This window comes from Coprococcus sp. AF99-45 (genome assembly GCF_027663865.1).
GTDB lineage: Bacteria > Bacillota > Clostridia > Lachnospirales > Lachnospiraceae > Allocoprococcus > Allocoprococcus comes.
Window position 1 is genome coordinate 93,917 of the sequence record NZ_JAQDGZ010000004.1, and the last position, 14,024, is coordinate 107,940.

Annotated in this window: 8 protein-coding genes; 2 read left to right on the forward strand and 6 right to left on the reverse strand. The window is 42.6% G+C overall.

Annotated features, from left to right (window positions below; translation table 11 throughout):
* Window positions 1–12: 12 nt before the first annotated feature.
* Both essC and PGR14_RS04750 read right to left on the reverse strand, forming a co-directional pair.
* On the reverse strand, window positions 13–4,587 hold the full coding sequence (gene essC / locus PGR14_RS04745; protein ID WP_270223077.1) for a type VII secretion protein EssC: 4,575 nt from the start codon (window positions 4,585–4,587) through the stop codon (window positions 13–15).
* Between the two features lie 47 nt (window positions 4,588–4,634).
* Window positions 4,635–5,900 (reverse strand): NBR1-Ig-like domain-containing protein, encoded by a 1,266-nt coding sequence (locus PGR14_RS04750; RefSeq protein WP_022220064.1) that lies wholly within the window; start codon window positions 5,898–5,900, stop codon window positions 4,635–4,637.
* A gap of 330 nt (window positions 5,901–6,230) precedes the next feature.
* Between PGR14_RS04750 and PGR14_RS04755 the strand changes: the two genes are divergently transcribed.
* Window positions 6,231–7,151 (forward strand): aldo/keto reductase, encoded by a 921-nt coding sequence (locus PGR14_RS04755; protein ID WP_195255325.1) that lies wholly within the window; start codon window positions 6,231–6,233, stop codon window positions 7,149–7,151.
* 70 nt (window positions 7,152–7,221) lie between these two features.
* On the opposite strand, the gene PGR14_RS04760 is transcribed toward PGR14_RS04755, so the two are convergent.
* From PGR14_RS04760 to ilvD, 4 genes are all read right to left on the reverse strand, one after another.
* On the reverse strand, window positions 7,222–8,565 hold the full coding sequence (locus tag PGR14_RS04760) for an MATE family efflux transporter (protein WP_022220062.1): 1,344 nt from the start codon (window positions 8,563–8,565) through the stop codon (window positions 7,222–7,224).
* 13 nt (window positions 8,566–8,578) lie between these two features.
* Entirely contained in the window at window positions 8,579–9,964 is a 1,386-nt protein-coding gene (locus PGR14_RS04765; RefSeq protein WP_270223079.1) for an alanine/glycine:cation symporter family protein, read from the reverse strand.
* 120 nt (window positions 9,965–10,084) lie between these two features.
* Window positions 10,085–11,071 carry an ornithine cyclodeaminase/mu-crystallin family protein gene (locus PGR14_RS04770; RefSeq protein ID WP_022220061.1) on the reverse strand — a complete coding sequence of 329 codons (987 nt, stop codon included), beginning with the start codon at window positions 11,069–11,071 and terminating at the stop codon, window positions 10,085–10,087.
* Between the two features lie 31 nt (window positions 11,072–11,102).
* The gene (gene ilvD / locus PGR14_RS04775) at window positions 11,103–12,785 is read right to left on the reverse strand and encodes a dihydroxy-acid dehydratase (protein ID WP_008368759.1); all 1,683 of its coding nucleotides are present in this window, start codon (window positions 12,783–12,785) and stop codon (window positions 11,103–11,105) included.
* Window positions 12,786–13,070: 285 nt separating this feature from the next.
* Between ilvD and PGR14_RS04780 the strand changes: the two genes are divergently transcribed.
* Window positions 13,071–13,946 (forward strand): LysR family transcriptional regulator, encoded by an 876-nt coding sequence (locus PGR14_RS04780; protein ID WP_008368761.1) that lies wholly within the window; start codon window positions 13,071–13,073, stop codon window positions 13,944–13,946.
* The last annotated feature ends 78 nt before the right edge of the window (window positions 13,947–14,024 follow it).

Below are 14,024 nucleotides of genomic sequence, written 5' to 3' on the forward strand. Positions count from 1 at the left end.
CTTCCCATCCTCCTAACTATCTATGCACTTGATCTTCTTGCTGCCATTGCCTGCAAAAAAGATTCCAAAGCCTTTTTCCAGCTCTGCATTTCTTTGGCTTTGCGTAAAATTATTCTTATAAAAGCCTTCATAATGCACTGCCGTATCTGACAAAGCAAGAGCAACACCGGAAGATTTGAGGTCCACACCAAGCTGATCCTGCGTATAAAAATTGAAAAGATCACCCTGACGGATTCCACAGAGGACCAGCACGCCATAACCTTTTGTCTTTGTCATAATCCTGTGTAACTGCAGCTGTATATCATCCGGTAACTTGCTGCATTCTTTTATGTCATCGATAAGCAGGATCATCCAAGGTTCTTCCGTGATTTCGACCGCAGCTTCTTTTCTTTTTCGCATGCGATCTGTCAGTTCTTTGAAGATCTGGGAAAATAAATCCTGTACTTTCTCAGTTTCTGAAAGCTGCGCATAAGCAGTTCCCTTCTCCTGCAAGTCCGCCAGAGATTTTCTTTCTGAGTCCAGGCAATATAAAAGTGTATTTCCATTCACTTCCAGTACCATCTTTCCTATTCTGCGAAGCATTGCGCTCTTTCCACATCCAACTCTTCCGGTAACTGCCATTGCCGTCGTTTCTCCGGGCATTACATGAACCGCTTCTATGCTTTCTGCATCCAGTCCAACGGCAATTCCCTGCTCGTTGTTGCTGAGATCTGCCATACTTTTCACAGAAATGCTTTCCGGAAGAACCGGTATTCTCAAAGCAGGTTTTCCTTTCCAAGCTCTTGTCATGCCCTCTGCTTCTGCTTTCAAAGCCATTTCACGCTCTTTATCATTTTCTCCAGGTTCATACATTGCCTTCTGGAAATTGATCAGTTCCTGATTTACTTTAATCAGAGCATTACCTACTCTGTCCGGCAATCTTGCTTCTCTCACCTGTCCTATTAAAGTGCTGTATTCACTTCGGTCAGACTGCATGAAAGAAATAGCCCCGGAAACATTTGCCGTCAGCTTATAAGGCACGCCTGTATTGTTCACACCTGTATAAACAAAATAGATTCCTTTTGATGGACCCTCGCTAAAAAGACGGACAAATATGTCTTTATAATCCTGGTTCGATTCCAGAATACCACTGAAGCGATCAATCAAAACAAAAACAGCCGGCATCTCTTCACTAACCAGTTCCCGGTAAGCTTTCAGAGAATCCACTCTCTCCTGATTGAAGATTTTTCTTCTCTCATTCAGGAAACTGATCAGCATATTTATAAGCTTACCCAGCTTCTCTTCCTGTCCGGATCCCACAACGCCTCCCACCTGCGGGAAGGCCTCCATACCTGCCATATCCGCAATGATATAAAGATGCATATCCCGCGGAGAATACATACGGCATAAAGATGTTGCAATCGTCCGGAGCAATGATGTCTTTCCTGTCTGCGAGCTTCCAAAGACACCGAAATTGCCTTCCTTCAGGAAATCCATATACTGTATTCCCTGCACCTGAAGCTCCGGTCTGTCAAAAATACCTATCGGCACTGATAACCAAGGAGCATCTGTCATCTCCCATTTTTCTCCGTCAAAGCCACCCTCAACCGGCAGTTTCTTCCAGCTAAAGAGATCTGGAAGTTCTGTTTTCCACGGCGATGGCTGCTTCTCTATACCTGCCGCTTCTGCTGTTCTTGCTATATAAGCTATCACTGCCTCAATTTCTTTCTTATCCGAAACAAATCGGGTGTGGTTTTCTTCTACTGTTTTGATACGCGATCCATCTACTTCTACATAGCGCACTTCCAAAGCACCCTGCTCTTTATTTTCCTGATAAGGAGCTCCGGACCAGGCGGATTGGATCAACGCGAAAATTTCTGCCTTTTCGGAGGTTCCGACTCTTACATAAGCTCTTCCTGCCTGTGTAATCATCGCCGCATCCGGTTCATGAATCATCACCTTGCTGGCGGCAGCATTTTGCACCTTCATACAAATCTGATATTGGGTATTATTCCAGGTTCCCTCATCTACTGCATCTGCCGGACTTTGGGTAGCCAGAATCAGATGTACGCCCAGAGAACTTCCTTTTGCAGCTATGGAGTCAACCATTTTTTTGACAACCGGTCTTTCCTTGATCAGCTCTTTAAATTCATCAAATACGATCAGAAGTCTTGGCACCGCTTCTTTAAACTCACCCTTGTGATATCCTTTTATGTACTCCTTGATATCCTTTGCACCTACCGAAGCAAAAATGGCTTCTCTTCGCCTCAGCTCATGCTCCAGCGATTGAAAACATCTGTCAATCCCACTGCCAACATCCGTAATAATTCCACAGACATGTGGAAGCTTTTCAAGCGATGTTGCCGTACTTCCGCCTTTATAATCAATCACTACAAATGAAACATCCTCCGGATGATAATTACATGCAATAGATAAAAGCCATGAAATAAGCAGTTCACTCTTTCCCGATCCTGTCATACCTGCGACAAGGCCATGAGAACAGTGTCTGTGAAGAGATAATGAAAACAGCTTGCCGCCTTCACCTTCCCCTAACGGCGCAGTGATATTCACAGCGCTATCATTCTTTTTCCATCTTTCCAGCACGTTCAGGTCGCGTACCTTGTTTGTATCCATACATTGCAGGAAGGTAAGCGAAACCGGGATCTGTCCCTTGACAGCATCTTCAACCTCGATAGCCGACATCTGTCTGCAAAACGCATCAAACTTTCTCTGTGGAATCGGCTGATCCATGGTAAACCACATTTTCTCATCTGCTCTGTATTTATAAAAAGCGGTGGCCGTTCTGTCATCATACGGATCATCCACATTTACAATATACTGGCAGAAATTCGGCAGATAATACTGTTCATCATATAAAAAGATTGTTGATATTCCCATAGCAGGATCATTTTCGGAAAGCATTGATAAAAAGCACTCCGTTTTTTTTCTGGAAGCGAAAAGAAAAATATAATGCGGAATCGGACTCGTCCCATTTTTCCACTTCGCCTGAAAATCCGGATCCTTTCGTTCCGCAATGATACTGTTTACTTTCTCACGGAATTTAGCATAAGAATCTACATATCCTTTTTCACTATTCAGCGAAAGACTTGCAAGAGATTCTTCTGTAAGCGGATCAAAATTCAAATATCTGGTCTGCAATTCATCGTCCCAGATATGAGGAAGCCAGCGCAAAGATTTCCATTCTTCCTCTTCTTCCGGATCAAAAACGCCTACAATACGAACATCTCTGAAAAAATGCAATGTAGAAAGCGAAACCAGTATATTCTTTAATAAGTCTGTCACCTTGCCCCTGTTTCCGATCACACCAACAGAACTATACTTTAAAAGATCCAGTCTGGCAGGGACATCATCTACCAAATGAGTCTCCTGTATAATACGGTCTGTCAGCTCCTCCAGTTCATCCCTTTCCATATGGAAATCGTTGACATCTGTAGGCGGCTTTACATCTACACAAAGAGGGGCATACCCGGCCCCCATTCTGACCTGCAGAAAATCAGAGTCTGTCGCTGTTCTCTCCCATAAAGAAGTCGACATCTTATTCAGAATTGTTTCGCATATTTCCGGCGAAGGATTCTCCTGGTTTATGATTTCCTTTTGTTTTTTTCCGATAGCATGAATATGCGCTTTTTCTCCTGCAATATAGTCCGCATATTTCTGGAAACGTTCTTCCTCTTCGACCATAAGCATCTTACGTGCTTTTTTATTGCTATTTCCAATCAGGCTTCCAACAGGGGAAATCATCATTGCTGCACGCATAGCAAGCATAGCAGGAGAAAAACTCGACATTGCAAACGAAGCTCCCGCCATGGCACCACTACTTAAAAGTGGCAAAAAGTTGGCTTTCCTGATAGAAAATCTTTGTGGTTTATTAGGTAAATGCGACAATCTCACCTCATCCACAGGCAAGGATTCTCTGATTCTCGGCGAACGATGGTATACCGGATACCCTTTCTGCATAGAAACAATATTCGTCGCCATCCCCGGATGATTTATCTCTTTCTGATATTTGAGTTCCGGTGTTTCATGAAGATTATAAAAATATAAAGTGTTCTCTTTGCAAATAATACGCAAATCACAAATATCAATTTCATCACCGGATTTCAGCATTGCCTTTTTAAGGGGACTTCCATTCAGATAAGTGCCATATTTACTTCCTAAATCCTCTATTCGTATTTTTCCTCTTTCAGATGTAATGAGCAGGTGATTTCTGCTCACATAAGAATCATTTAACACAATATCATTTTTTTTAGATCTTCCGATATGAATCTGACACTCATAAGGAATAGGATATGATTCTGAATATTCTCCAGTATCCCTGGTAAACCTTACTTCTATTTTCGGAAATTCACAAATATTAACTAACTTAGCTTCTTCTTTCATTTCCTTTACTGACAAAGGGATTTTTTTTGCATTCAACTTCAGGATTTGTTTTTTTGCATGAAAACAGATCCCAAGTTGCCCGTCTACGCCAAGCTCTGACATCGGAAATGCATCTTTTTCACCAGATCCAATGGTATATTTTGTTCCTTCTTCAATATTCACCCGATATAAATGCTTTTCAGTGAAAATTGTAACTACATAACTCATACTGTTCCTCTGATTCCTTCCTCTAAACAAATGGTTTCCGACATCTTTTATATCAGATTCAACAGAACCTCCAGCCTCCTGTTTTTTGCAAACGCCGGTGTTCCGTCTTTCTTCATAATTTGCCAGACCATGGTATAGATACCTTCTATCGGTGGCGTTGCGAATTCCACTTTGACAGAGATTTTTTCCCCCGGCATAACATGCGCTTTAAGTGGTACGCATAATTCCTTTTTCACGTAAGAAAAGTTATCTCCGTTGATACACTCCAAATAATACTCATTCCAAATAGTCATTCCTGTATTTTGAATAATCCAGGTGTGAGAATACAAATTCCCTGCAATAATCGGGGCAGAAAGTCGAGGTATTTCTTCTATTACATTATAATTTTCACCCCGGATTGCTTTATCCTCTTCAAAATCCATTACCATGAAATGCAATCCTATTCCCAATTTATCCGGGAAAACAATCTTTCCTTTGCTATCCTTCATTTTCCAGTTCATGACATAAGTTCCCGGTTTGTCCGGTGCATAAAATGATACACTTGGAGACACTTTATCTCCCGGGTAAACAAATTTCGGAATCCGAAGAATTCTGTTTTTTTCATCTAATTCCATCATAGACTGATTACATTCATAATATCGATTCTCCCATAGAGTATCCCCTACATTTTTGATTACCCATGTATGATTTATTTTTTCTCCCGGCGATACAATGCTCATATCCGGTGGATATTCATATTGAAATAATGCAGCATCTTTTATTGCTACACCATTACTCTCCTCTTCTCCCTTAAGTTGCGCACTCTGTTCTTGATTATACAAATACTGTACGTAAATCTGATTAATTTCTTCCGGTAAAATAGCCAGTAGAACATAAAACGTCAGTACATTCCCCCATTTTGTTTTCAACTGATTTGTCTCGTCATCAAACAAATATGATCTAAGCTTCCTCGAAATCTCGATTCCTTCTTTCTCTACAATCCGTAAAAAGCTTTCATTCATAACCTTTTCGGAAATCTGACCACTCAAAAGCTCATTCGCTTTTCCTTCTATCCTCGAGATAGTCCATGGTTGTTCAAATAAAAATGTGCGTAATGATGCAATATATCGGGTTTCTCCTTTACAATTCGAAAAAAATCTGCTTCTTCGTGCTTTATCATTCCAGATTTTAAAATTGATCCATCGTATTTCCATTGGAAGAAGTTCTTCAAAAAAATCTTTTTTCGAACGGTATTTTGGGGGAACATTCCACACAGATGGATTTTCTTTACATTTGCCCGGATAAAAAATCTCATAAACTTCTTTTAAATTCATTCCGGCTGTCCCTCCTTTATTCAAGCACCATTATTTTTCAACAAATATGTTGAATATGCATATTTATTTTAACATTATAAGGTTGTATTTACATTGATTTTTGGGTTGTAAATTTTTCCAAAAAAATTCCTACAAACTGCTTAATTTCACAGTTCGTAGGAATTTCGTCTTTTATCTTTTTTTCATTGACTCTCGAGTGCGCTTCTATGATATGATGATACTATGGTCAAAAGTATAACAATTATTATTTCTGTACTTCCGGACTTCTTCCATACTTGCTTTACGGAAAAATTCCGCGAATATCAAATCATTACAAAGGAGATTTTTATCATGAGAGAAACTATTTTAGGCAATCATTTGCAAAAAATTCCTTCCATTGCAGTCGGATGCATGCGACTTTCTGAAAAATCGAAGGAGGAAATGAACCATTTCATTCACTCTGCATTGGAACAGGGAGCATATTTCTTCGATCACGCGGATATCTACGGCGGCGGTATGAGCGAGACTGTGTTCGGCGAAGCCTTTGCCGGCGATCCATCCCTGAAACGGGAAGATATTTACCTGCAGTCAAAATGCGGCATCCGGCAAGGTTGTTATGATCTCTCAAAAGAGCACATTTTGAAATCCGTCGATGGTATTTTAAAACGGCTTCAGACAGATTATCTCGATCTTCTGCTGCTTCACCGTCCGGATGCACTCGTAGAACCGGAAGAGGTTGCTGCCGCATTTGATGTTCTGTTTGAGAGCGGAAAGGTCCGCCATTTTGGTGTTTCAAACCACAAACCGATGCAGATTGCACTGCTGCAGAAGTATGTCTGCCAACCGCTCGTTGTCAACCAGGTTCAATTCAGCATTCCGGTTTCCAATCTTGTTGCAAATGGCATGGAAGTCAATATGGAAACCTCCGGTTCAATTGACCACGACGGAAGTCTGCTCGACTACTGTCGCCTCCATGATATCACCCTCCAGGCCTGGTCACCATTTCAGATGCCGGCATGGAAAGGATGCTTTCTCGGAAGTGACGAATACCCGGAACTGAATCAAAAGCTTCATGTACTGGCTGAAAAATATAATGTCAGCGACACTACCATTGCGGCTGCGTGGATTTTACGCCACCCGGCAAATATGCAAATCATTACCGGAACTGCAAGCGAAAGCCGCCTGAAAGAAATTATCGCAGCATGTGAGATAACACTGACTCGCGAAGAATGGTATGAGCTGTACCTGGCTGCAGGTCATCCGCTTCCATAAGGATTTTCGGCATTATATTTCTGATTTCATATTCTTGCTGACTTATGCTATTACCGGAATAAACAGACAGTTAGCAAACTGAAGCTGCTTTATCAGTTGGCCACGATTTTCTAAGTGCCACATAGGAAATCGCAAAATTGGCAAACCAGCCAGCCGGTACAGCAAGCCAGACAAATTCGATACCAAAACGAGGTGCAAAAATCAAAGCAACTGTCAGGCGGATTGCAAGGTTTACCATATTGGCGACGAGAAACGGGCGCATAACACCAAGTCCACGGAGTACTCCATCTGTTGCCATCTTGATACCCATAAAAATGAAAAAGTAACCAAGCCATCTCATATAATCCCCGGACACCTGATATGCCAGGGCAGTTCCGTCTTTCCCCAGGAATAACGAGGAAATCTGGGTATGCAACATTTCAATGACTATAAAAGCAAGAACTGCAAAACATAAATCCAACACCAGTGCCGCATGATATCCTTTTTTGATACGTTCCATTTTCTTTGCGCCAAAATTCTGGGAAACATACGGTGAAACTGCATTTCCAATGGATACAAAGATCAGTGAAAAAACGTTCTCTACCCGCATCGTTGCCGAATAACCGGCAAGTGCCTGTGTACCGAATGGATTTACAACTGCCTGTACGATCATCATGCCAATTGACACTGTAGACTGCTGAAGAACAGATGGCACAGCGATCCGAAGCATGGAATGCAATTCCTTCCCATCAAACCAGTCAAAATGACTTTTATATCGACGCATCCGGCTAAAGAAAATCAAAAGTGAAAACACTGCCGAAATCCCCTGCGCAATGAGGGTTGCAAGAGCTGCACCAAATACCCCCAAACCAAGTCCGGCCACCATCCAGAGATCCATAAAAATATTCAAAATAGAAGAAAATATCAACAGTCCCAATGGAATCTTTGATTCACCGATCGAGGTAAACATCGTTGAAAGGATGTTATACATAAACAGAAACGGAAATCCCACAAAATAAACACGAAGGTACAGTACTGCTTCATCCAGTATATCAGCAGGTGTCTGTAATAAACTCATCATCGAATGGGAAAAACAAAAGCCAAATATACCCAGAAGTACGCTTAGAATCAGGAAGCTGATCAATGATGTTGACACGATTGTTTTCATTTTACTATAATCTCTGGCTCCAAAATAGCGGCTCACGAGCACTCCTGCACCTACACCGGCACCCAATGCTATACAAATGAAGACATTCGTAAGTGCAGCGCAGGCACCGACTGCCGCCAGTGCAGACGAACCAACAAACTGACCTACGATAATAGAATCAGCCATATTATATACTTGTTGAAAAAAGCTGCCTAAAATCATAGGCATTGCAAAAACAGTTAATGCTTTAAGAGGCGCATCTGTAATTAAATATTCATCTTTTGACATTCTCCAGTTTCTCCTACTGTTTATTTTTTTCGTACTTCCTCAATTCCTCCAGTGCCTCTCCACCCATAGGATACAAAGTCACAATATTAAAAATCGTCATAAGTCCGATTCCCACATCACCAAGATCCCATACAATATGATAAGCCGCAATTCCTCCGATAAAGAGCATCACAAGTGCGAGGATTTTATATGCTGTCTGCCAGCACCACTTATCCCCTAAAAGATATGCCACATTTCCTCTTGCATAAAACAGGATTCCAAGAAACGTTGAAAAGCTGAAAAGGAACAACGTAACCGCAATAAAGATCACGCCAAATTTACCGAGATGATAATTCATTGCTGTCTGCAAAAGCTCCATTCCTTCCAGTCCTGCTATCATCTTTTCCGGCACAAGAAGCATGATCATCGCCGTACAGCTGCAGATCACAATTGTATCTATAAATACACCCAATGCCTGTATAAATCCTGCTTTTACAGGCGTATCACATTCTGCAGCCGCAGCTGCGCATGGTGCTGATCCCGAACCCGCTTCGTTGGAAAATAACCCTCTTTTTACACCATTCATAAGAACTGCTCCGAACCCTCCGGCTGCTGCCTGACGGATTCCAAACGCTTCCTGGATAATCCGCTCAAATACACCCGGAAGGCTTCGGATATTCAATAAGATAATGACTATCGTAATCACAAAATAACAGACTGCCATGATTGGAACCAGAATATCCAACACCTTTACTGTGGCATTTTTTCGCAGTACAATCACTGCCGCAACGGCTACCAGAATCACCGTCGTAAAAATTGGCGGAATCCCAAATGCATTTTCAAAAGAAGATGTAACCGAATTACTGATCACCTGACTGATCCCGGCCCAGCAGATAAGCCCTGAGATTGCAAAGAGCACCGCAATACAGACATGTTTCTTTGTCTTTCCTGTCCGTCTCTCTACATAATGATGCATATAATATGCCGGACCTCCGCGGTAGCCTCCGTAAAGCGGATCTTTTTCTTTATAAAGCTGTGCAAGTGTTGCCTCGATAAACGCAGTTGAAGAACCGATGATCGCTGTGATCCACATCCAGAATACCGCACCGGCACCGCCTGCGGAAACGGCAGCGACTACTCCTACCAGATTTCCCATTCCGACTCTTGTTGCAGTTGAGACGATCAGTGTCTGAAAAGTCGACAGACTGCCATCTTCCTTCTTTTTCCCGGTAAGTGCGCGAACCATATCGCCAAAAAGACGAACCGGCAAAAATCTTGTTCTGATCGTAAAATAGATTCCTGTGGGAATCAGCAAAATAATAAGCAGTGACACACCAAAAGAGGAGCCTCCCGGAAGTGGTATCCTTAAAAGATCTCCCCATAAAAATTGGTATACTGCCTGAATCCATGTAGTTAGCATTTCTCTTGTTTCCTTTTCTTTAAATTATTGTTCTCATTTATCTTATCACAAAGCTATTCTTTAAAATACAAAAAACACGGAAATATTCCGTGTTTTTTGTATTTACATCCTCTTTTTAGATTATTCTCCCCAGCGAAGTCCTTTTCCGGCTTCTACTGCCTTATCATAAATCACCTTTGCTGCCACCAGATCCTGCGCAGCAACTCCTACGGTTTCATATACGATAATTTCTTCGTCATTTTCACGTCCTTTGATCTTTCCATTGATCACATCTCCAAGACTTCCAAGCACATCCTCTTCTGTAATGATTCCCTCTGCAATCGGAATCAGAAGATCCCCCGTCTCTGAAAGCGCCGCCTCTTTTGAATCACAGATAATCTTAGATGCTCTCGGTAAAACTGCCGGATCCAGCTCATGCTTATGGGGCTCATAAGTACCTACGCAGCTGATGGTTGCACCGGCTTTTACCTTTGTTCCGTCAAATACCGGTTTTGCGGAAGGAGTCACTGTGATAATAAGATCTGCATCTTCGATACAGTCATCTGAATCCTTGGCCGGTATGATTTTTGCACCGTATTTAGCCAGTCCCTTCTGCATTTCTTCGGCAAATGCTTTGCATCTTTCTTCATTCAGGTCAAAGATCTTTACTTCTTCCAGCTTTCTTGCTGCGAGCATTGCCTCAAGTTGAGCTGCTGCCTGTCCCCCTGTACCGATCATTGCACCTTTTTTACATTCCTTTTTTCCAAGCAGATCAAATGCTGCACCGGAAGAGGCCCCCGTACGAAGCTGTGTCACATAAGTTCCATCCAGCATCGCGATCACATATCCCGTCTTTCCGTCGATCAGCATGGTCTGCGCCGGTGATGTCATCAGATTGTTATCGATATTGTGTGGAAAAATGTTGATCACCTTCATGGCTGCTGCATCTAATTCCGGAGCATAGGCCGGCATAAACAGAAATGCGCCGTCATATTTTCCATTGATGACTGTACGAAGCGGTGTATCTACCGTACCATCGACAACCATCTTAAATGCCTGCTTGTCCGCCTCGATCATATCTTTCATTGTAATTACACTTTTAATATCCTCTTTTGAAAGCAATAACATACCCGTTCTCTCCTTATCCATACCAATACTTTTATTCGTGATGATATCCGTAGTCTGCATCCAGTGCCCATGGCTGCATTGCACCGCCTTCTTCTGCCGGTCTGCAGTTCTGTGCGTAAATATTTAAAACACCCTTCTGCTGCTTAAGCGGCGGACGTACCCAGGATTTTCTTCTTTCTGCTAAAATCTCATCGGATACGAGAAGATTGACGGTTCCCCCTGCAATGTCCATCTCAATTTCATCACCATTTTCGATCAAAGCGATCACACCGCCGTCATAAGCTTCCGGAGAAACATGTCCGACGATTGCTCCGTAGTTGAATCCGGAGAAACGCGCGTCTGTGATAAGCCCGACCTTTTTATCAAGTCCAAGTCCGATCAGCGCATCGATACTAAGCATCAGCTCTTTCATACCCGGTGCTCCTTTACAGCCTTCATAGCGGATAACAAGAATGTCCCCCGCAACAATCTCGCCTGCCATAATGGCTCTATATGCATCCTGATCGCATTCATACACTTTTGCCGCACCTTTGATGTATTTTACTTCTTCATATACTGCTGTCGGACGTACGATCGCCCCTGCCGGAGAAATATTTCCCCGCATGATTTTAAGTCCCGGTTCTTTTGCTACAGGATCTTCCAGCGAATGAATGACTTTATTTGGCGCGCTTTTCACAGAATCGAGGAGTTCACCCCAAGTTGTATCCCCGTAAATCGTCGGCGCATCGGTATGGATTTTACCGGCAAGCTGCTTCATGACCTGCTTTACACCGCCGGCATAATGAAAATCTACAACTGTATACGGTCCGCTTGGAATCACTGCATTGATGCAGTAAATTTCTTTCGCATACTTTTCAAAATCTGCCAGTGTAAGCTTGATACCAAGTTCATATGCGTATGCCAGGATATGCAGTACCGCATTGGTTGATCCTGCAACTGCCATATCAAACATGATCGCATTTTCCAGAACATCTTTGGTGATCAGATCTTTTGGTGTCTTTCCGGACCTGGCAAGCTGTACCATGTATTTTCCTGCTGTTCTTGCAGCACGAAGTCTTGCATTATCTGATGCAGGAATCGTAGATGTTCCCGGCATAACAAGGTTCAATACCTCACCTAACATCTGCATCGTGTTGGCTGTTCCCATGGACGGGCAGGCACCGAATGACGGGCAGACGCTTTCTTCCATTTCAAATAACTCAGCTTCGGAAGCACCTGAGAATCTTGCCGCATCCAGATCTGCCTCTACAACTGTCTTACCACAGTAATTTCCGGCCTGCATTGATCCCCCGGTCACTACCAGAGCCGGAATATCCAGTCTGCACGCTGCCAGATAACATCCGGCAATGATCAGATCACAGGATGCCACACAGCAGATCGCATCGAAATTATGTATTCTGGATACAAATTCGATGGACATTGCCACGATATCTCTTCCTACCTGCTCATACTTCATCTCATCCGCACCATTTGCCACATTTCCGCAAGTAGCCGGGATTCCGAATTCTACCGGGATTCCTCCTGCTGCCCAGATTCCCTCTTTTACAGCTTCTGTCACCTGGCGAAGATGCGCAGTTCCGGGAGAACCTGCCATGTAAGAATTCGGTATTCCGATATGCGGTTTCTGACGGATATCTTCATCCGAATATCCTGCCGCCTTCATCATAACACGGCGGTGTGCCGCTTCTGTTCCGTTCCAGTAATTGTATCCCATTATTCTTCTCCTTTAATTCATGATACACTTAAACTCCTTTGAATTTCATTCCCCTGTTCTATGCTATTCCAGTTTCCGGTCATTGAAAAGTCTGTAAAACTGATATCAGACTTCACTTTTTCTTAATACATTGTTAACTCTTTGATTTGCGCTTATATTTTCACTTTTTCTTATGTTTGATTTTAAAAAAATTTATAATAAAATCCCACAGATATTGATTATCTTCCTTATATTAAGTAAGATAGTAAAAGAGCATTGTTTATCAACACCACGGGAGGTTTCATCATGTCTAAATACGATGTGATTCTTGATGTCTATGAGAATCAGAGCATCTCAAAAGCTGCTCAAAAACACAACTACACACAGTCAGCTGTCAGCCAGACTATCCGCAATTATGAAAAAGAGATTGGTCTTAAGCTGTTCAAGCGTTCAAAAAACGGAATGGAAGCACTTCCCGGAACAGAACCCATCTTTGAAGAACTTATGCATATCCGCTCCGCCAATACACGGATCGATCAGATCGTCTCAAATATCAACAATCTGGACAGTGGTTTTATCCGCATCGGAACGGTGCAGAGCATTGCCTATAACTGGCTCCCCGGAGTACTGAAAAATTTTTCTGCCGAATACCCGAATATCACCTTTCGGCTCTATGTTGACGGATTTCAGAACCTGACGGAAAAGCTTCGCAAAAAAGAACTGGACTGTATCTTTGTTTCGCAATATGTCGCAAAGGATTTCCCAAATCTGCCTGTCGGCACCGACGAACTGGTTCTGGTTACTTCCCTGGACCATCCTCTTGCCGATCAGCTGACGGTATCTTTTGCCGATATTGACGGACAGGATTTTGTTCTCTCCGCCGATGATTTTGATTATGAAACCGGAAAATTATTCCGATTAAACCATATCACGCCTAACGTAAGATTTCGGATCAATGAAGACTATACCGCGATTAAAATGGTGGAACAGGGCTTTGGCATCACTGTACTTCCCAAACTTCTGCTTCATAATATTCCCTTCAACGTCTGTGTCCGTTCCTTTACCGAACACTTCCGCAGGAATCTGTCCGTAGCCTATCTGGATACACCTGAACTCTCTCCTGCACTTGATAAGTTTCTTACCTTTGTCACCAAATGGGCCAAAGAATGTAAGCTGATCTGATTTCCTGTCACGTACAAAACGGCACAAAGTTCTTCTATGACTTTGTACCGTTTCTGCGCGTAACTTTATTTTGTTTAT

Excerpts from the sequence above, each read along its gene's own strand:
- essC (WP_270223077.1), bottom strand. The coding sequence starts at position 4,587 with ATGAGTTATGTAGTTACAATTTTCACTGAAAAGCATTTATATCGGGTG.
- PGR14_RS04750 (WP_022220064.1), bottom strand. The coding sequence starts at position 5,900 with ATGAATTTAAAAGAAGTTTATGAGATTTTTTATCCGGGCAAATGTAAA.
- PGR14_RS04755 (WP_195255325.1), top strand. The coding sequence starts at position 6,231 with ATGAGAGAAACTATTTTAGGCAATCATTTGCAAAAAATTCCTTCCATT.
- PGR14_RS04760 (WP_022220062.1), bottom strand. The coding sequence starts at position 8,565 with ATGTCAAAAGATGAATATTTAATTACAGATGCGCCTCTTAAAGCATTA.
- PGR14_RS04765 (WP_270223079.1), bottom strand. The coding sequence starts at position 9,964 with ATGCTAACTACATGGATTCAGGCAGTATACCAATTTTTATGGGGAGAT.
- PGR14_RS04770 (WP_022220061.1), bottom strand. The coding sequence starts at position 11,071 with ATGTTATTGCTTTCAAAAGAGGATATTAAAAGTGTAATTACAATGAAA.
- ilvD (WP_008368759.1), bottom strand. The coding sequence starts at position 12,785 with ATGGGATACAATTACTGGAACGGAACAGAAGCGGCACACCGCCGTGTT.
- PGR14_RS04780 (WP_008368761.1), top strand. The coding sequence starts at position 13,071 with ATGTCTAAATACGATGTGATTCTTGATGTCTATGAGAATCAGAGCATC.